The sequence below is a fragment of the Amycolatopsis sp. cg9 genome (genome assembly GCF_041346945.1).
Taxonomy (GTDB): domain Bacteria; phylum Actinomycetota; class Actinomycetes; order Mycobacteriales; family Pseudonocardiaceae; genus Amycolatopsis.
Genome location: NZ_CP166850.1, coordinates 7,793,636 through 7,811,949, shown reverse-complemented (window position 1 = coordinate 7,811,949; position 18,314 = coordinate 7,793,636). Strand labels below are relative to the sequence as shown.

General features: G+C 71.6%; 13 protein-coding genes. 7 read left to right on the top strand and 6 right to left on the bottom strand.

What is annotated here, in order from left to right:
• Positions 1-65 precede the first annotated feature (65 nt).
• From AB5J73_RS36155 to AB5J73_RS36145, 3 genes are read left to right on the top strand one after another with little or no spacing between them, the layout of a single operon-like run.
• Complete coding sequence (locus tag AB5J73_RS36155; protein WP_370963307.1) at positions 66-1,982, top strand: prolyl oligopeptidase family serine peptidase; 1,917 nt, start codon at positions 66-68, stop codon at positions 1,980-1,982.
• Positions 1,979-2,878 (top strand): LD-carboxypeptidase, encoded by a 900-nt coding sequence (locus AB5J73_RS36150; RefSeq protein WP_370963306.1) that lies wholly within the window; start codon positions 1,979-1,981, stop codon positions 2,876-2,878. The genes AB5J73_RS36155 and AB5J73_RS36150 overlap by 4 nt, the downstream gene beginning before the upstream one ends.
• Positions 2,875-3,279, top strand: a complete 405-nt coding sequence (locus tag AB5J73_RS36145; protein ID WP_370963305.1) for a TIGR03668 family PPOX class F420-dependent oxidoreductase — start codon at positions 2,875-2,877, stop codon at positions 3,277-3,279. Before AB5J73_RS36150 ends, AB5J73_RS36145 begins: the two co-directional genes overlap by 4 nt.
• Here the strand turns inward: AB5J73_RS36145 and mptB are convergent.
• The 5 genes from mptB to AB5J73_RS36120 are packed head-to-tail and all read right to left on the bottom strand — an operon-like array spanning position 3,276 to position 10,263.
• Positions 3,276-4,811, bottom strand: coding sequence for a polyprenol phosphomannose-dependent alpha 1,6 mannosyltransferase MptB (gene mptB, locus AB5J73_RS36140; RefSeq protein WP_370963304.1), 1,536 nt, complete (start codon positions 4,809-4,811; stop codon positions 3,276-3,278). The two genes, AB5J73_RS36145 and mptB, sit on opposite strands and share 4 nt — an antisense overlap.
• Positions 4,812-4,858: 47 nt before the next feature.
• Complete coding sequence (nikE, locus tag AB5J73_RS36135) at positions 4,859-6,511, bottom strand: nickel ABC transporter ATP-binding protein NikE (protein WP_370963303.1); 1,653 nt, start codon at positions 6,509-6,511, stop codon at positions 4,859-4,861.
• Complete coding sequence (locus AB5J73_RS36130; protein ID WP_370963302.1) at positions 6,508-7,404, bottom strand: ABC transporter permease; 897 nt, start codon at positions 7,402-7,404, stop codon at positions 6,508-6,510. The genes nikE and AB5J73_RS36130 overlap by 4 nt, the downstream gene beginning before the upstream one ends.
• Positions 7,401-8,426 carry an ABC transporter permease gene (locus AB5J73_RS36125; protein WP_370963301.1) on the bottom strand — a complete coding sequence of 342 codons (1,026 nt, stop codon included), beginning with the start codon at positions 8,424-8,426 and terminating at the stop codon, positions 7,401-7,403. Before AB5J73_RS36125 ends, AB5J73_RS36130 begins: the two co-directional genes overlap by 4 nt.
• Before the next feature lie 4 nt (positions 8,427-8,430).
• Entirely contained in the window at positions 8,431-10,263 is a 1,833-nt protein-coding gene (locus AB5J73_RS36120) for an ABC transporter substrate-binding protein (RefSeq protein WP_370963300.1), read from the bottom strand.
• A gap of 169 nt (positions 10,264-10,432) precedes the next feature.
• Between AB5J73_RS36120 and AB5J73_RS36115 the strand changes: the two genes are divergently transcribed.
• Together AB5J73_RS36115 and AB5J73_RS36110 are read left to right on the top strand one after the other, a co-directional pair.
• Entirely contained in the window at positions 10,433-11,260 is an 828-nt protein-coding gene (locus AB5J73_RS36115) for a M55 family metallopeptidase (protein WP_370963299.1), read from the top strand.
• Positions 11,253-12,542 (top strand): M20/M25/M40 family metallo-hydrolase, encoded by a 1,290-nt coding sequence (locus AB5J73_RS36110; protein ID WP_370963298.1) that lies wholly within the window; start codon positions 11,253-11,255, stop codon positions 12,540-12,542. Before AB5J73_RS36115 ends, AB5J73_RS36110 begins: the two co-directional genes overlap by 8 nt.
• On the opposite strand, the gene AB5J73_RS36105 is transcribed toward AB5J73_RS36110, so the two are convergent.
• Positions 12,532-13,164, bottom strand: coding sequence for a class I SAM-dependent methyltransferase (locus tag AB5J73_RS36105; RefSeq protein ID WP_370963297.1), 633 nt, complete (start codon positions 13,162-13,164; stop codon positions 12,532-12,534). The two genes, AB5J73_RS36110 and AB5J73_RS36105, sit on opposite strands and share 11 nt — an antisense overlap.
• 196 nt (positions 13,165-13,360) lie before the next feature.
• Between AB5J73_RS36105 and AB5J73_RS36100 the strand changes: the two genes are divergently transcribed.
• Together AB5J73_RS36100 and AB5J73_RS36095 are read left to right on the top strand one after the other, a co-directional pair.
• Positions 13,361-17,677 carry a GH92 family glycosyl hydrolase gene (locus AB5J73_RS36100; RefSeq protein ID WP_370963296.1) on the top strand — a complete coding sequence of 1,439 codons (4,317 nt, stop codon included), beginning with the start codon at positions 13,361-13,363 and terminating at the stop codon, positions 17,675-17,677.
• Positions 17,678-17,754: 77 nt separating this feature from the next.
• A complete protein-coding gene (locus tag AB5J73_RS36095) occupies positions 17,755-18,297 on the top strand; it encodes a YciI family protein (RefSeq protein WP_370963295.1) in 543 nt (180 codons plus the stop codon).
• Positions 18,298-18,314 lie beyond the last annotated feature (17 nt).

Here is an 18,314-nt window from a genome sequence, read left to right as displayed (position 1 = left end):
CCCTAGGCCACCCCCGCATGATCGGCATCCGCCGCCCCACCTTCGCGGGCCGCTAGCCTCTGGGGGTGTCTCGGATCTCGCCGTACGGAACCTGGTCTTCGCCCATCACCGCCGCCGAGGTGGCCGCCGCCGGTGGCGGCCCGCAGTGGCTCGACGTCGTCGGGGACGAGGTGTGGTGGGCCGAGGCGCGGCCCGGTGAGCAGGGCCGGGTCGCGCTGGTGAAAGCCGTTCCCGGCGGCACCGAGGACGTCCTGCCGGCGCCGTGGAACGTCCGCAACCGGCTGCACGAGTACGGCGGCCGGCCGTGGGCGGTCGCGAGTGGTGTGGTGGTGTTCACGCACTGGGCGGATCAGCGGGTTTACGCGCTGAGCGAAACCGGTGTGGTGCCGCTGACACCGGAGCCCGCGGAGCCCCAGGGCGTGCGGTACGGCGACCTGCGGGCCGGGCGGCCGGGTGAGGTTTGGGCGGTGCGGGAACGCAGCACCGGGCCGCGGCCGACCGACGTCGAGCGGGCGCTGGTGGCGATCGCGCTGTCCGGCGGCGGCGAGCGGGTGCTGGCCGCGAGCCACCGGTTCCTGACCGTCGCGAAGCTGTCGCCGGACGGGCGGCACGCGGCCTGGTTCGGCTGGGACCACCCGGCCATGCCGTGGGACGGGACCGAGCTGTGCGTGGCCCCGGTGGCCGAGGACGGCTCGTTCGGGCCGCACGAGGTGCTGGCCGGCGGCGCGGACGTCTCGGTGTGCCAGGTCGAGTGGGAGACGCCGGCGGCGTTGCTGGCGCTGCTGGACCCGGACGGCTGGTGGAACCTGCACCGGGTCGGCCTCGACGGGTCGGTGGTGAACCTGGCGCCGGTCGAGCGGGAGCTGGGCGGGCCGCTGTGGAAGGCGGGTTCGCGCTGGTTCGCCCCGCTCGGCGGCGGGCGGTACGCGGTGCTGGCGGGCGGCCGGCTGGCGGTGCTCGACGAGGCGGACGGCTCGGTGACGCCGCTCGGCGAGGAGCTGACGGCGTGGTCGTCGAGCGGGTTCGCCGCGGTCGGCGACGGGTTCGTGGGGGTGGCCGCGGGCCCGGTGCGGGAAGCCGCGGTGGTGCACCTGGCCGGCTCGGTCGTGACGGATCTGACACCGCAGCCGGAGCTGCCGGCGGAGTACCTGCCGGTGCCGCAGGAGCGGGTGATCACGACGGCGGCCGGCGACGAGGTCCCGGTGGTGCTGTACCGGCCGGCGAACCCGGATTTTTCGGCGCCCGAAGGTGAGCTGCCGCCGCTGCTGGTGCAGGTCCACGGGGGGCCGACCGGGCAGCACTTCCCCGTGCTGGACCTGGAGATCGCCTACTTCACCAGCCGCGGCATCGGCGTGGCCGCGGTGAACTACGGCGGGTCGACCGGGTTCGGGCGGGCCTACCGGGAGCGGCTGCGCGAGCAGTGGGGCGTGGTGGACGTGGCCGACTGCGTCGCGGTGGCCGAGGCGCTGGTGGCGGCCGGGCTCGCCGACGGCGACCGGCTGGGGATCCGCGGCGGCAGCGCGGGCGGGTTCACCGCGGCGGCGTCGCTGACCACGACGAAGACGTACCGGGCGGGCACGGTGATGTACCCGGTGCTGGACCTGGCCGGGTGGACCGGCACCGAGGGCGACACGCACGACTTCGAGTCGCGGTACCTGGACGGGCTGGTCGGGCCGCTGCCCTCGGCCCGGCAGCGGTACGTCGACCGGTCGCCGCTGGCGAACGCCGGTGCGCTGGCCGGGCCGGTGCTGTTCCAGCAGGGCCTGGAGGACCGGATCTGCCCGCCGGAGCAGGCGGACCGGTTCGTGGCCGGGCTGGCCGGCCGCGGGATCCCCTACGCCTACCAGCGGTTCCCGGGCGAGCAGCACGGGTTCCGGCAGGCGGAGACGATCGTGGCGGCGCTGGAGGCGGAGCTGTCGTTCTACGGCCAGGTGCTGGGCTTCGAGACACCGGGCGTGGCGCGGCTGGAGCTGTCCCGGTGAGGCCGCCGCGGTTGCGGGCCGGCGACACGCTGGCCCTGGTCGCCCCGGCCGGGCCGGTGCCGGCGGACCTGCTGGAGAAGGCACTCCCGGTGCTGAGCGGCTGGGGCGTCGAGGTGCGGGTCGGGCCGTGCGTGCGTGCTTCGCCCGGATCGCCGCCCTACCTGTCGGGTTCGGACGCGGCGCGGGCGGCGGAGTTCACCGAGGCGTGGCTGGACCCGGGCGTGCGCTGCGTGCTGGCGGCGCGCGGCGGGTACGGGGCGCAGCGGGTGCTGGACCTGGTGGACTGGGCGGCGTTGCGGGACGCGGGCCCGAAGGTGCTGGCCGGATCTTCGGACGTGACGGCATTGCACCGCGCAGTGGACGTCCACTTGGGACTGTCCAGTTTGTTCTCCCCGATGCCGGCGAGCGTGCTGTTCGACGACTTCGCCGTGGAGCACCTGCGGCGGGCGTTGTTCGAGCCGGAGCGGAACCTGGTGGTCCGCGGTGGCGCCGCCCTGGTGCCGGGCCGGGCGTCGGGGACGTTGACGGGCGGGAACCTGTCGCTGCTGGCGTCCGGGCTCGGCACCCCGGAGCAGGGTTCGGCCCGGGACGCGGTGGTGCTGCTGGAGGACGTGACCGAGAGCGTGTACCGGCTGGACCGGATGCTGACGCAGCTGCTGCGCAGCGGCTGGTTCGACGGCGTCCGGGGCATCGTGCTGGGCTCGTGGGCGGCGTGCGGCGACCCGGCGGAGGTGCGTTCGCTGGTGCTGGACCGGCTGGGGCCGCTGGGGGTGCCGGTGGTCGAGGAGTTCGGGTTCGGGCACGTGGCGTCGTCGCCGACGTTGCCGCTGCGCGTGCCGGTGGCCTTGGACGCGGACCTGGGGACGCTGACGTTCGACTCCCCCGCGCTGACATGACCCCCGAAGACGCCCGGGAGCGGTTCGCCGCGGCGCGGGTCGCGCGGCTGGCGACGGTGTCGGCGGCCGGGGTGCCGCACCTGGTGCCGGTGACGTTCGCGGTGCGCGGCGACGAGGTGGTGTTCGCCGTGGACCACAAACCGAAGTCGACGACGTCGCTGCGGCGGCTGCGCAACATCGCGGAGAACCCGGCGGTGTGCTTCCTGGCCGACGGCTACGCCGAGGACTGGGCACAGCTGTGGTGGGCGCGGGCGGACGGCACCGCGCGGATCCGGCCGGACGCCGAGCGGGCGGAGCCGGTGTCGTGGCTGGTGGCGAAGTACCCGCAGTACGCGGAGCGGCCGCCGGAGCACGCGGTGGTGGTGACGACCGTCCACACCTGGCGTGGCTGGACCGGTTAGTCGCGGAGGAACTTCTCCGGGCGGCGCCAGGCGTCGATGATGCCCAGCGGGTCCGGGCGCAGCAGTGACGCCGCCGAGTACAGGCTGGCCACCACGACCAGGGCGATGAACCACCAGTCGTAGAGGGCCTGCTCGCCGGTCGGGTAGTAGACCAGTGTCACGAACACCGACACCGCCACCACCAGGGCGAGGTGGCGGGGCTGCCACTTGAACGCCGACAGCAGCACGAAACCCCAGGTCAGGTACCACGGCAGGGTGGGCGGCATGAGGATCGCCACCGCGAGCAGCGAGATGCCCGCCCGGTACACGGCCTCGGTGCCGCCGCCGCGGCCGAGCCACCACTGGCGGACGCCGAACGCGATCAGCAGGAGCATGCCCGCGGCGCGGGCGACCGTCACGAACGGCGAGACCTGGACGTCCACGACGAGGTGGACCAGGTTGTAGAACACCTCGCCGATGCCGGTCGGGATGTTGAGCCAGTTCGCGATCAGCTGGGGCGCCTTGAGCCCGGACCACCAGCCCAGGTTCAGCGAGCCCAGCGAGATCCACGTGCCCGCGACGAACACCGGCAGGAACAGGCCCACCGACGCCGCGCCGGCGCGCAGGAAGTTGCGGACCTTCGACTCGCCTTCGAGGTGGTTGGCCCAGATCCACACCATGAACGGCAGGGCGATCGCGGCGGTCGGCTTGATCAGCATGCCGATCGTCACCAGGACCACCGCGACGACGTGCTTGCGTTCCAGGGCGGCGAGGACGCCGATGGTGAGGAAGGCGAGCATCATCAGGTCGTTGTGCGGGCCGCCGAAGAGGTGGATCACCATCATCGGGCTGGCCACCGCGAGCCACAGCGCGACCGGGAGCTTGCCGCCGAGGTGCTTGACCAGCCGCGGGAGCGCCCACAGCGTGCCCGCCAGGCCCACCAGCAGCACGACGCGCATCAGGATGACGCCGAGGATCATGTTGTCGCCGGTGGTGGCGACGACACCCTTGGAGATCAGCAGGAACAGCGGCCCGTACGGCGCCGGCGTGGTCTGCCAGAGCGGGTGGACGTTCTGGACGACGTTCGGCAGTACGTCGAGCTCGGCGGGGCCGTTGGCGTACGGGTCGAGCCCGTAGAGCAGCTGGGCGCCCTGGCCGAGGTAGGAGAAGACGTCGCGGGTGAACAGCGGCGGCGAGATGAGCAGCGGCGCCATCCAGCAGCCCGCGGCGACCAGGATCGGGCGGCTGCCGATGCGGCCGGCCAGCACGTAGCGGCCGAGCCGGACCCAGGCCCACACGACGAGGCCGAAGCCGGTGTAGAGGACGGCGTTGGCGAGCATGCGCCCGTGGCCGTAGCGGATCCACGAGAGCGGGCCATGGCCGAGCACGGGGTCCTTGATCAGGATGCCGCCCGCGCCGAACGCGGCGAGCATGAGCAGGGTGCTCCCGACGGTGCCCATCGCGATCGTGCGGTACGGGAATCGCGAGGGCACGCGGAGCCGCTCGGCCAGTCCGGCCGAGGGCGTCTGTGCGGGGTCGGTGGTGGTCGCCATTTCCGTTCGGAGATTACACACCGCGCTCGGGCGGGGTTCCCGCAGTGTCAGGTTTCGACGGTGCGGCGCTGGGCCGTGCCGCCGGGCAGGGCGGCCAGCAGGGACTTCGTGTATTCGTGGTGCGGGTCGAGCAGGACTTGTTCCACGGTCCCGGTTTCGACCAGTTCGCCGCGGTACATCACGGCGACGCGGTCGGCGATGTTCCAGGCCAGGCCCAGGTCGTGGGTGATCACCAGCGCGGCGAGGCCGAGTTCGCGGCGCAGCCGCAGCAGCAGCCCGAGGATCTCGCCGCGGACCGACGCGTCCAGCGACGCGACCGGTTCGTCGGCCACCAGCAGCGACGGCTCCAGCGCGAGCGCCCCGGCGATGACGACGCGCTGGCGCTGGCCGCCGGAGAGCTGGTGCGGGAGGCGGTCGGCGTACTTCTCCGCCGGCCGCAGCTCCGCGGCCTCCAGGGCCCGGTGGACGACGTCGCGTTCGTCGGCGAGCTGGTGGATCCGCGGGCCCTCCGCGACGGCCTCGTAGACCGTGTGGGCCGGGTTCAGCGCGCTCGTCGGGTCCTGCAGGACCAGCTGGACCTGCCGCCGGTAGGCCTTGAGCCCGGCGCCGCCCGCCGGCACCGGCTTGCCGGCGTAGCGGACCACGCCGGAGTCGGGTTTCTGGAGGCCGAGCAGGGTGCGGGCGAGGGTGGTCTTGCCGGAGCCGGACTGGCCGACCAGCGCGACGATCTCGTCGCGCGAGACCGTGAGGTCGACCCCGGCGACGGCGTCGATCCGCTTGCCGGTGCGGTCGCGGAACGACACGCGCAGGTTCTCCGCGGCCAGCAGCGGCTCGCCGTCCGGGACGCGGTCCGCCGGTTCGGGCGGCAGCGGGCTGCTGGTGGCGGGAGCGAAGCGCGACACCGGGTCGCCGACGGTCGGGAACGCCGCGGCCAGCGCCCGGGTGTGCTCGTGCTTCGGCGCCCCCATCACCTCGGCGCTGGGGCCTTCTTCGACGATCTCCCCGTCGTACATCACGGCGATCCGCTGACAGGTCGCGGCGAGCACGGACAGGTCGTGGCTGATCATGATCAGCCCGATGTCCTGCTCGGCGACCAGCCGCGAGAGCAGGGCGAGGACCTGGGCCTGGACGATGACGTCGAGGGCGGTGGTCGGTTCGTCGGCGATGATCAGCCGGGGCGAGCAGGCCAGTGCCATCGCGATCATGACGCGCTGCTTCTGCCCGCCGGACAGCTCGTGGGGGTAGGCGCCGGCCCGGCCGGGGGGCAGGTCGACCTGGGCGAGCAGCTCGGCGACGCGGGCGTCCACCTCGGCGTCGGTGAGGGTCTTGCCGGCGGGCGGGTGCAGCCGGATCGGCTCGGCGATCTGCTCGCCGATCTTGCGGACCGGGTTGAGGGCGTGCATGGCGCCCTGGAACACCACCGACGCCTCGGCCCAGCGGACCGCGCGCAGGCGGCCCCACTTCATGGCGGTGACGTCTTCGCCGTCGAGGACGATCTCGCCGGTGATCTTGGCCGTGCGCGGCAGGAGCCGCAGCACGCTCATCGCGACGGTGGACTTGCCCGAGCCGGACTCCCCCGCGACGCCGAGGGTGCCGCCGGGGTCGAGGGTGAGGTCGACGCCGCGGACGGCGGGGACGTCCTGGTCGCCGACCGCGTAGGTGACGTTGAGGTCTTTGAGCCGGAGCAGCGGGGTGGTCACTTCTTCAACCTCGGGTTGAGCACGGTCTCCAGGCCCCGGCCGACCAGGGTGAAGAAGAGGACGACGAGGACGATCGCGATGCCCGGCGGGAGCACGTTCCACCAGGCGCCGCGGCTGATGGCGCCGTTGTTGAGCGCGTCTTCCAGCACCTTGCCCCAGCTGACGGAGTTGGCGTCGCCGACGCCGAGGAACGACAGGGTCGCGTCGGCGATGACGGCGTTGCCGACCACCAGCGTCGTGTTCGCCAGCACCAGCGGCATCACGCCGGGCAGGACGTGCTTGCCGATGACGTGCAGGTGCCCGCCGCCGAGGGCGTGGGCGCGCTCGATGTAGGGGCGGCTTTCGATGGTCAGCGTCTGCGCCCGGACCAGCCGGGCGGTGCTGGGCCAGGCGGTGAGGCCGATGGCGACGATGATCGTGCCGACGCCCTTGGGCAGCACCGCCGAGAGCGCGATCGCGAGGATCAGCGACGGCAGGACCAGGAAGAAGTCGGTGAACCGCAGCAGCGTCGCCGACACCCAGCCGCCGAAGTGGGCGGCGGCGATGCCGATCAGGGTGCCGATGACGACCGACAGCAGCGCGGCGGAGAACCCGACGAGCAGGGAGATCCGGCTGCCCCAGACGGTCATCAGCAGCACCGAGCGGCCGAAGTTGTCGGTGCCGAGCCAGAAGTCGCCGGTGGGCGGGGCGAGCGGCTGCCCGGTGGCCTTGGTGACGTCGAGGCCGCTCTGGTCGCTGATCAGCGGCAGCAGCAGCGCCACGACCACGGTGGCGCCGAGCAGGATCAGCCCGGCGAGCGCGGCGCGCTGGGCGGCGAACTCCCGCCAGGTCCGGGCGAGCGACGCGCGCCGGCGGTGCCAGGCGATCTGCCGGGGCGTCTCTGCGGTGGTCATGAGGTACGCACCCTCGGGTCGAGCACGCGGTAGAGCAGCTCCGCGAGCAGGTTCATCAGCACCACGGCGCTGGCCAGCACGGTGAACACGCCCTGCAGCACCGGCAGGTCGGGCCCGTGCAGGGCGTCGTAGGTCAACTGCCCGAGCCCGGGCCAGCTGAACACCGCTTCGACGGTGACCGCGCCGGCGACGACCTGGCCGAACTGCATGAACACCAGCGTGGTCGTCGGCAGCAGGGCGTTGGGGACGGCGTGGCGGCGGCGGACGAGGTCGTCGCGCAGGCCCTTGGCGCGGGCGGTGGTGAGGTAGTCGGCGTTCATCTCCCCCAGCAGCGACGACCGCATGATGAGCATGTACTGGGCGTAGAACACCGCCAGCAGCGTCAGGCACGGCAGCACCAGGTGGTGCAGGACGTCGAGGGTCTGGGAGAAGACGTCGGGCGCGGCGTCCGGGGAGTGCATGCCGCGGCTGGGGAACAGGCCGTTGGTGACCACGAGCAGCATGAGGCCGAGCCAGAACTGCGGGACCGACCAGAGGGTCAGCGCGATCCCGGTCTGGGCGCGGTCGAAGAAGCTGTCGCGGCGCCAGGCGGCGCGGATGCCCAGCCAGAGGCCGATGAGCACGGCCAGGACGGTGGCGCTGCCGACGAGCAGGATGGTCGGCCAGAGCCGTTCGCCGATCATGTCGGCGACCGGGCGGCCGTTGTTGAGCAGCCGGGACTCGCCGAGGTCGCCGTGCAGCAGGTTCCAGAAGTACTGGCCGAACTGGACGAAGACGGGCTTGTCGACGCCCATCTTTTCGCGCAGTTCGGCGATCTGCTGGGGGCTGGTGACGCGGTCGCGGGTCATCGCGGCGACGGGGTCGCCGGGCAGCATCCGGAAGAGGAAGAAGAACAGGACGACCACCAGCACGACGCTGATGACCGCTTCGATGATCTTCTTCAGGACGAACCGGGCGGTGCCGGTCCCGCCGCGGTGCTCGTCGGGGTCGACGAGCACCGCGGCTTGTTCGGGGGCGGTCATGCTTCTACTCGCGGTCTTCCGACGTCTTGCCGCGGCGGCTCAGGACGATCCCGCCGCCGACGAGGACCACCACGACGACCGCGCCGATCACGATCCACAGCACGGTGTTGCCGGAGCCGGAGTCCGCGGTGTTCTCGGTGCCGGCCGGGGTGGCGCCGTAGACGCCCCAGTAGCCGGTCTGCTCGAGGATCGCGCCCTTGGGCTGCGGCTGGGTGGTGAAGCCGGAGAACTTGTCGGAGCGGTAGGCCTCGAGCGCGTTCTGGTAGTCCAGGACGATCGTCGGGTACTGGCTGTAGAGCCGGGCCTGGGCCTGCTTGACGTACTCGGCGCGCTTCGCGTCGTCGGTCTCGGTCAGCTGCTTCTTGTAGAGCTCGTCGTACTGGGCGTCGCAGAAGAACGTGTCGGTGCTGCCGCCCTTGGCGTCGGCGCTGGGCCGGGCGGCGCAGGTGTGCAGCGAGAGCGCGTAGTCCGGGTCCGGGTTGGTGCCGTAGCCGCCGATGGCGAGGTCGTACTTGCCGGTGGCGGTGCGGTCGGACAGCTCGTCGTCGGAGACCAGGTCCTGCTTGACGGCGATGCCGATGTCCTTGAGCCAGCCGCTGACGTACTGGGCGACGCCCTGGTCGTAGCTGCGGTTGGAGTGGCCGGTCAGGCGCAGTTCCAGCTTCGCGCCGCCGGGGGCGGTGCGGACGCCGTCGGGGCCCTTCTTGTAGCCGGCCTGCTCGAGGGTGGTGTTGGCGGCGGCGAGGTCGAACTTGGTCTTCTCGCTGTCGCTGGGGTCCCAGTGGTAGGCGCTGTAGACGGCGGGCACGACGCCGCCGCCGACCTGGCCGAGGCCCTTGAGCACCTTGTCCACGATCGCCTGGGTGTCGACGGCCTGGGCGATCGCCTTGCGGACGTTGATGTCCTTGAGCACCGGGTTGCCGTCGCCGATGGGGTTGTTGGCGTTGTCCTGGACGCCGAAGTTGATCGACAGCTCGTCGTAGCGGCGGCCGGGCGCGGCGTTGGTGGTGATGCCCTCCTGGCCCTGCAGCGCGGCGAACTGGTTGGGGTTGAGCCGGTTGATGACGTCGACTTCGCCCTGCTTGAGCGCGTTGACCGCGGCCTCGGTGTCCTTGAACTGCAGCAACTGCAGCTCGTCGACCTTCGGGGCGCCGCGCCAGTAGTCCTTGTTGGCCTTGAACTTGACGTACTCGTTCGGCTTGTACTCGGTGACCTGGTACGGGCCGTCGGAGACGCCGGCGATGGCCAGGTCGTCGGTCTTGGGGTCCTTGAGGTCCTTGACCGGCTCCCAGATGTGCTGCGGCACGATCGGGACGTCGAGCAGGTTCATGTTGACCTGCACGGTCTTGGTCTTGATGACGAGCGTGGTGTCGTCGGGCGCGGTGACCGTCTCGAAGTTGGCCACGTAGTTGCCGTTGGCGGTGCGGGCGTTCTCGTCGGTGAGCATGCGGTTGAACGTGTACGCGGCGTCCTTGGCGGTCACCGGCTTCCCGTCGCTCCACTTGACGCCGGTGCGGATCTTGAACGTCCAGGTCAGCTTGTCCGGCGACGGCGTCCAGGACTCCGCGAGCGCGGGCGAGGCCTCGGCCTTCTCGGCGTTCGGGACGGTGAGGAACTCGTAGGTGAACCGGCCGATCTGCGTCGAGGCGGCGAGCACGGCGGTGAACGGGTTCAGGTGGTCGATGCCGGTGGTCAGCGCGACCCGCAGCACCTTGCCCTGTTGCGCCTGGGCCGGTACCGCGAGCGGGATCGCCGCCAGTGTCGCGGCCGCGGCGACCGCGCCCACGCGGGCGAACCGCCCGAGTCTGCGTTGGAACTGCACCAAAAACCACCCCATCGTTCGCTTGTGAGCCTCCCCAAGGACGAGAAGTAACCACATACCCGGACAACCGCGCAATATGTTGCCGCCTCGGCAGGTGTCCGATCGTTATCGATCGATTCCCGTGACGCTGCGTGATCGGGGATTCCGTGCCCGGGCCGGGCGGGGCCTGGCTAGAGTGCCGGTCATGCGCATCATGGTCTCGGCGGACATGGAGGGCGCCACCGGCGTCACCTGGACCGACGACGTCGTGCCCGGTTCGCCGCAGTGGGACCGCTTCCGGCGGCTGTTCACCGGCGACGTCAACGCCGTGCTGGCCGGGCTGTTCGACGCCGGAGCCGGCGACGTGCTGGTCAACGAGGCGCATTCGTCGCAGCGGAACCTGCTGCTGGAGGACCTCGACCCGCGGGCGCGGATGCTCACCGGGCGGCACAAGCCGCTGTCGATGATGCAGGGCATCGATTCCGGTGTGGACGGTGTCGTCTTCCTGGGCTACCACGCCGGCGCCGGGTTCGACGGGGTGCTTTCCCACACCTACCTGGAGAACCAGATCACCGGGGTGTGGCTGGACGACGTCCCGGCGAGCGAGGGCCGGCTGAACGCGGCGATGTCCGCCGAGTACGGCGTGCCTGTCCTGCTCGTTTCGGGTGACGACGAAACGTGCGAGGACGCCCGTGATTACGCTCCGGAGGCGGAGCTGGTCCAGGTGAAGGAGTGCGTGAGCCGGTACGCGGCCATCTGCCTGCCGCCGGCGCGCACGGCGGAGCTGCTGACCGGCGCCGCGGCCGACGCGATGGCACGGGCCGGACGCGAGGAGCGGCAGGTCCGCGCGCACCGGATCGAGGTGGAGTTCGACGCGAGCCACCTGGCCCAGGCGACCGCGGTGATCCCGACGGTGGAGCAGATCGGCACCCGGCGGGTCGGGTTCGACGCACCGAACATGACCGAAGCGATGAAGGCGTTCAAGGTCGTCACGGCGATCGCGGCGGGGGCGGTGCAGGGCATCTATGGCTGACGTCGTCGAGCTGTGCGCGGACCTGATCCGGTTCGACACGACCAACCGCGGCGGCAACGACGCCGAGCCCGAGCGGCCGGCGGCGGAGTACGTCGCGGCGTTCCTCGACGGGCTCGGGATCCCGTCGCGGATCCTCGAAGCCGCACCCGGGCGGGCCAGCGTGATCGCCCGCGTGCCGGGCACGGACCCGACGCTGCCGGCGCTGCTGGTGCAGGGCCACCTGGACGTCGTCCCGGCGGACGCGGCGGACTGGTCGGTGCCGCCGTTCGCGGGCGAGGTGCGCGACGGGTACCTGTGGGGCCGCGGCGCGACCGACATGAAGGACTTCGTGGCGATGGTCCTCGCCGCGCTGGCCGGCGGTGTCCGGCCGCGGCGCGAGCTGGTGCTGGCGTTCGTCGCCGACGAGGAGGACCGCGGCGAGTGGGGCGCGCACTGGCTCGTCGCCGAGCACCCCGAGCTGTTCGAGGGCTGCGTCGCGGCGATCAGCGAGTCGGGCGGCTACACCTACCACGTCCCGGCCGCCGACGGCCGCGACGTGCACCTGTACCCGGTGGGGACGGCCGAGCGCGGCACGGCGCACCTGCGCCTGACCGCCCGCGGCCGGGCGGGGCACGGCTCGCGCCCGAACGCCGAGAACGCCGTCACCCGGTTGGTGGGCGCGCTGCACCGGATCGCGGCGCACGAGTGGCCGGTCTCGCTGACCCCGGCGGTGCGGGCGTTCCTGGAGCGCACCGGCGCGGCTCTGGGCGTGCCGGTGGACTTGTCCGATGTGGACGCGACGGTGGCCGCTCTGGGTCCGGCGGGCTCGCTCGTGGTGCCGACGGTCCGCAACAGCACGACCCCGACGATGCTGGACGCGGGCTACAAGGTGAACGTGATCCCGTCGACGGCGACCGCGCAGGTCGACGTCCGAGTCCTGCCGGGAACCGAGGAGTCGTTGTTCGCGGTGCTGGACGAGCTGCTGGGCGAGGGCGTGACGCGGGAGTTCGTCGCGCACCAGCCGCCGGTGCAGGCGCCGGTGGACTCGCCGTGGTTCGCCGCGATGACCGAGGCGCTGCGGGCGGAGGACCCCGAAGCCGTCGTGGTGCCGTACTGCCTCGGTGGCGGGACGGACGCGAAGGCGTTCGCGCAGCTGGGGATCGACAACTACGGGTTCGCGCCGCTGTGGCTGCCGAAGGGCTTCCCGTACCGGGCGATGGCGCACGGGGTGGACGAGCGGGTCCCGGTGGAGGGGTTGCACTTCGGGACGCGGGTGCTGTCGAGGTTCCTGGCTAGCGTGTGAACTCCGCCCAGTAGCGGGTGCCCTCGCGGATGGTCTCCAGGCTGAGCAGGCGAACGCCGTCCTGGGCGATCGATTCGATCTCCGCGCGGCTGAACGGCCACGGCGGGCCCACCCACGTGTCGGTGTCGGTGCTCTCCTCCGCGACCTCGGAGACCAGCAGCGTGCCGTCCGGGGCGAGGAAGCCGGCCAGGGACGACAGCGCCGCGGGGCGGTAGTCGCGGGGCATCGCCTGGATGTTGATGATCTCCACGACCAGGTCGAACGCCTGCCGCCACTCCCCCGGCGGGTCCAGCAGGTCGGCGACCACGTAGTCCACCGCGGAGTCCGGGAACCGGGCCTCGGCGGCCTTGACCGCGGTCGGCGCGACGTCGAACGCCGTCACCGCCCAACCCTGCGACGCCAGCAGCTCCGCGTCGTCGCCGAGGGCGCTGCCGACGACCAGCGCCCGGCGGCCTTCGCCCGGCTCGACCCAGGCGGCGAGGTCGGCGTTGGGTTCGCCGCGGGTCCACGGGACGACCGCTTCGCCGCGTTCGGCGGCGGTGTAGAGCTGGTCGAACCAGCCGGTCGGGTTGCCTTCGGCCAGTGACGCCCGGGAGAGCACCCGGTCGGCGGGGTCGGTCATGGCCGCGACCTTACCGATCGCGCCGGTCCGCCGGGAGTGGTTCGCCGTGGCCGAGTCCGCCGGGTTGTCCACTTCTGGCCAGGTTTGTCGGGCGGTCTTGACATCGATGTCACCCGCGCGTTTGTCTTCCTGGGCGCCGCCGGTCCCCCGCCTGCGCGGCGCCCGATGAACCCGCCCTCCAGCACTGGGAGCAATGATGCCCCGAAGCGCCAGACCGCCGGTCGCTTTCCTGGTGACCGCCGCCGTGGTCGCCGCCGGCCTGGTCGCCGTTCCCGCGGCCTCGTCGGCCGCCGACGAAGCTCTGCCCGCCGACTTCTCCTCCTCCTTCGAGGCCGGTGACGTCCAGCCGACGTGGACCGACACCGTGGACACCGACGCCGACGGCAAGCCGCGCGCGTCGGGGATCAACGGCGCGAACGGCACCGCCATCCCCGGCGACGTCCGCGGCAAGGTGACCGAAAGCAGCGCCAGCAGCGAGAACACCAGCGGCGGCGAGGTCGTGTCCAACCTGTTCGACGGCACGACCGACACGAAGTGGCTGTCCTGGGACCCCACCGCGTGGGCGCAGGTCACGCTGTCGGAGCCGACGTCGATCACGCACTACGCGCTGTCCTCGGCCAACGACTTCGACAACCGCGACCCCAAGGACTGGACACTGCAGGGCTCGAACGACGCCCTCACCTGGACCGACCTCGACAAGCAGGCCGACCAGGCGTTCACCGCCCGGTTCCAGCAGAAGGACTACCCGCTGGCCGCCCCGAGCGCCGCGTTCAAGTTCTTCCGGCTGAACGTGACCCGCAACAACGGCGGGCCGATCCTGCAGCTGTCGGAGCTGCTGCTGGCCAACGACGAGCCGGCGCCGCCGCCGCTGCCGAACATGCGCAGCTTCACCGACTCCGGCCCGACCAGCGGGTACACGAACAAGAACCGCGTCGGCTACACCGGGCTCAAGGCGTTCCGCTACTCCGGCAGCCAGACCGCGGAGGGCCACGGCTGGTCCTACAACAAGGTCTTCGACGTCGACGTCCCGGTCGTCGCCTCCACCGAGCTGTCCTACAAGGTGCAGCCGCAGTTCATCACCGGTGACCTGAAGTACCAGAGCACGAACGTCGCGATCGACCTGGTCTTCACCGACGGCACCCGGCTGCGCGACCTCGGCGCCACCGACCAGTACGGCTTCCCGCTGACGCCGGAGGGCCAGGGCAAGAGCAAGGTCCTCTACACCAACCAGTGGAACCTGGTCCGCTCGGCGATCGGCACGGTCGCCAAGGGCAAGACGATCGACCGGATCCTCGTCGGTTACGACAACCCCGACGGCCCCGGCTCGCTGCAGGGCTGGCTCGACGACGTCAAGATCTCGGCGACGCCGACCCCGCCGGCCAGCACCCGCCCGACCGACAACGTGCTCACCACCCGCGGCACGATGGCCAACAGCACCTTCTCCCGGGGCAACAACTTCCCCGCCACCGCGGTGCCGCACGGGTTCAACTTCTGGACGCCGGTGACCGACGCCGGCTCGGACAGCTGGCTGTACAACTACAGCACCCAGAACAACGCCGACAACTTGCCGGCGCTGCAGGCGTTCAGCGTCAGCCACGAGCCGAGCCCGTGGATGGGTGACCGGCAGAGCTTCCAGGTGATGCCGTCCGCGGCCGCCGGGGTGCCCGACGCCAGCCGCGACAAGCGCGCGCTGGCGTTCAAGCACAGCGACGAGACCGCGCGGGCGCACTACTACGGCGTGCAGTTCCAGAACGGGATCAAGACCGAGATCGCCCCGACCGACCACGCGGCGGTCATGCGCTTCGGCTTCCCGGGCGCGGACTCGAGCCTGATCTTCGACAACGTGAACAACTCCGGCGGGCTGACGCTCGACCCGGCGACGGGCACGCTGTCCGGCTTCAGCGACGCCAAGAGCGGCCTGTCGGCCGGGGCGGGGCGGATGTTCGTCTACGCCACCTTCGACAAGCCGGTCACCGCGGGCGGGAAGCTCACCGGGCAGGGCCGCGACAACGTCACCGGCTACCTGCGGTTCGCCGCCGGCGCCGACAAGACGGTGACCATGCGGATCGCCACGTCGCTGATCAGTGTCGAACAGGCCAAGAAGAACCTGGCGCAGGAGATCGCCCCGAACGCGACCTTCGACTCCGTCCGCGACGCCGCCCAGCGCACCTGGGACGACCAGCTGAAGGTGATCGAGGTCGAGGGCGCGTCGAAGGACCAGATCACGACGCTCTACTCCAACCTGTACCGGCTGTTCCTCTACCCGAACTCGGCGTTCGAGAACACCGGCACAGCCGAGAAGCCGGCCTACAAGTACGCGAGCTTCGTCTCGCCGAAGGCCGGGGCGGACACCCCGACGCAGACCGGGTCGAAGATCGTCGACGGCCAGACCTACGTCAACAACGGGTTCTGGGACACCTACCGCACCACGTGGCCGGCGTACTCGCTGCTCACCCCGGACATGGCCGGGAAGATGGTCGACGGGTTCGTGCAGCAGTACCGCGACGGCGGCTGGATCTCCCGCTGGTCGTCCCCGGGCTACGCGGACCTGATGACCGGCACCAGCGCCGACGTCGCCTTCGCCGACGCCTACCTCAAGGGCGTGAAGAACTTCGACGTCAAGTCGTTCTACGACGCGGCGCTGAAGGACGCGACGGTGACCCCGCCGAACAACGCGGTCGGCCGCAAGGGCGTCGACGAGGGCATGTTCCTCGGCTACGCGCCCAACACCGCCGACCACGGCTTCTCGTGGTCGATCGAGGGCTACGTCAACGACTTCGGCATCGCGAACCTGTCGAAGAAGCTCTACGACGAAGCCCCGGCGAGCGACCCGCGCAAGCAGGAGTACCTGTCGAACTACGAGTACTTCACCAGCCGCGCGCAGCAGTACGTGAACCTGTTCGACCCGAGCGTCGGGTTCTTCCAGGGCCGCGACGCGGCGGGCAAGTTCAGCCGCTCGCCGCAGGACTACGACCCGCGGGTGTGGGGCATCGACTACACCGAGACCGACGGCTGGGGCATGGCGTTCTCCGTGCCGCAGGACGGTCAGGGCCTGGCGAACCTCTACGGCGGCAAGGCGGGGCTGGCGACGAAGCTGGACGCGTTCTTCGCCGACCAGGAGACCGCGAACTTCCCGGGTTCCTACGGTGGGGTGATCCACGAGATGCGGGAAGCCCGCGACGTCCGGATGGGCCAGCTGGGTCACTCGAACCAGGCCTCGCACCACACGCTCTACATGTACGACTACGCGGGCCAGCCGTCGAAGACGCAGGAGAAGGTCCGCGAGGCGCTCTCGCGGCTCTACACCGGCAGCGAGATCGGCCAGGGCTACGCGGGTGACGAGGACAACGGCGAGCAGTCGGCGTGGTGGACCTTCAGCGCGCTGGGCTTCTACCCGCTGCAGATGGGCAGCCCGAACTACGCGATCGGGTCGCCGCTGTTCAAGAAGGCGACGATCCACCTGGCCGGCGGCAAGGACCTGGTGATCAACGCGCCGAAGAACAGCGCGAAGAACGTCTACGTCCAGGGCGTGAAGGTCAACGGCAAGGCGTACTCCTCGACGTCGCTGTCGCAGGACGTCATCGCCCGCGGCGGGGTCATCGACTTCGACATGGGCCCGAACCCGTCGAAGTGGGGCACCGGCCCGAACGACGCGCCGAAGTCGATCACCCAGGGCGACGCCGTCCCGGCGCCGCTGCACGACGAAACCGGCCCCGGCAGGGGCACGCTGTCCACTTCGGACGGCTCCGACGCCAAGGCGCTGGTGGACAACACGTCGCGCACCCAGGCCGCGGTCACCGGGGCCGTGCAGTACCAGCTGAACAACACCGACGAGGCCGTCACGAACTACACGCTGACGTCCCAGACCGGTGCGGGCGACCCGAAGAGCTGGACGCTCAAGGGCTCCTACGACGGCAAGACCTGGGCGGTGGCCGACCAGCAGACCAACCAGGCGTTCAGCTGGCGGCAGCAGACCCGCGCGTTCAAGGTCGCCAACCCGGCGCACTACGCCCACTACAAGCTCGAAGTGACCGCGACCAGCACCGGCGCCCCGGCGCAGCTGGCCGAGTTCGAGCTGCTGGGCAAGCCGGACGCGGCGTGCACCCGCACGGTGACCGGTACGCAGTCCGGCCCGCTGTCGGTGACCTCGGGCACGGTGTGCCTGCAGGACGCGACGATCTCGGGCCCGGTCACCGTGGGCGGCGGCGCCTCGCTGATCGTCCGCGGCGGCCAGGTCAAGGGCCCGCTGGCGGCGACCGGCGCCGCCCAGGTCGTGCTCAACCGCACGAAGGTGGGCGGCCCGGTGGCGATCACCGGGACGACCGGGACGGTGTCGATCGAGCTGACCGACGTCGCCGGCCCGGTCGCGCTGACCGCCAACCACGGCCCGGTCCTGACGTCCAGCACGGTCGGCGGCCCGCTGGCGTGCGCGGCGAACTCGCCGGTCCCGACGGACTACGACCTGCCGAACACCGTCCGCGGCCCGGCCGCCGGGCAGTGCGCGAAGACCTAGCCCGGTAAGTGCCGTGAAGGCCATCTCGAGGAACGTAGAGTTCCTGGAGATGGCCTTCACGGCGTTCGGGGGGTGGGGTGGAGTTCTTCTGTTTTCACCGAGACCGGGCGGGGTCGACGCCGCTGCGGGAGCGGCTGGTCGAAGAGCACTGGGCGTACATGGACCGGTTCGCCGGCGGGATGATCGCGCGGGGGCCGACGTTCGACGGTGACGTCCTGACCGGGAGCGTGCACATCCTCGACCTGCCGGATCCCGCCGCGGCCCGTGCGTTCGCGTTCGACGAGCCCGGTCACCAGGCCGGCGCGTACCGGGACGTGCTGCTGCGCCGGTGGCGGAACGAGCTGGGGCGGACGATGTGGGAGTTCCCCGGCGGGCGCGGCGGCGGGCACCGGTTCCTCGTGCTCGGCCTCGGCGCCGGCGACGCCGAGGAACCCGTGCCGGCGGAGCGGGACGACCTGATCGCGTACGGGCCGCTGCTGTCCGACGACGGCGGCACCTGGCTGGGCACCGCCGCCCTGGTCCGTGCCGCGGACCCGGGCGGCGCTCGGGCCGTTCTCACCGCCGGGCGGTACGCCACCGTCGAAGTCCGCACCTGGCGGTTCGGCGGCCGTCCCGGCTGACCGCGCCGGGCCCGCGG

Excerpts from the sequence above, each read along its gene's own strand:
- AB5J73_RS36105 (WP_370963297.1), bottom strand. The coding sequence starts at position 13,164 with ATGACCGACCCCGCCGACCGGGTGCTCTCCCGGGCGTCACTGGCCGAA.
- AB5J73_RS36130 (WP_370963302.1), bottom strand. The coding sequence starts at position 7,404 with ATGACCACCGCAGAGACGCCCCGGCAGATCGCCTGGCACCGCCGGCGC.
- AB5J73_RS36110 (WP_370963298.1), top strand. The coding sequence starts at position 11,253 with ATGGCTGACGTCGTCGAGCTGTGCGCGGACCTGATCCGGTTCGACACG.
- AB5J73_RS36120 (WP_370963300.1), bottom strand. The coding sequence starts at position 10,263 with ATGGGGTGGTTTTTGGTGCAGTTCCAACGCAGACTCGGGCGGTTCGCC.
- mptB (WP_370963304.1), bottom strand. The coding sequence starts at position 4,811 with ATGGCGACCACCACCGACCCCGCACAGACGCCCTCGGCCGGACTGGCC.
- AB5J73_RS36115 (WP_370963299.1), top strand. The coding sequence starts at position 10,433 with ATGCGCATCATGGTCTCGGCGGACATGGAGGGCGCCACCGGCGTCACC.
- AB5J73_RS36125 (WP_370963301.1), bottom strand. The coding sequence starts at position 8,426 with ATGACCGCCCCCGAACAAGCCGCGGTGCTCGTCGACCCCGACGAGCAC.
- AB5J73_RS36100 (WP_370963296.1), top strand. The coding sequence starts at position 13,361 with ATGCCCCGAAGCGCCAGACCGCCGGTCGCTTTCCTGGTGACCGCCGCC.
- AB5J73_RS36145 (WP_370963305.1), top strand. The coding sequence starts at position 2,875 with ATGACCCCCGAAGACGCCCGGGAGCGGTTCGCCGCGGCGCGGGTCGCG.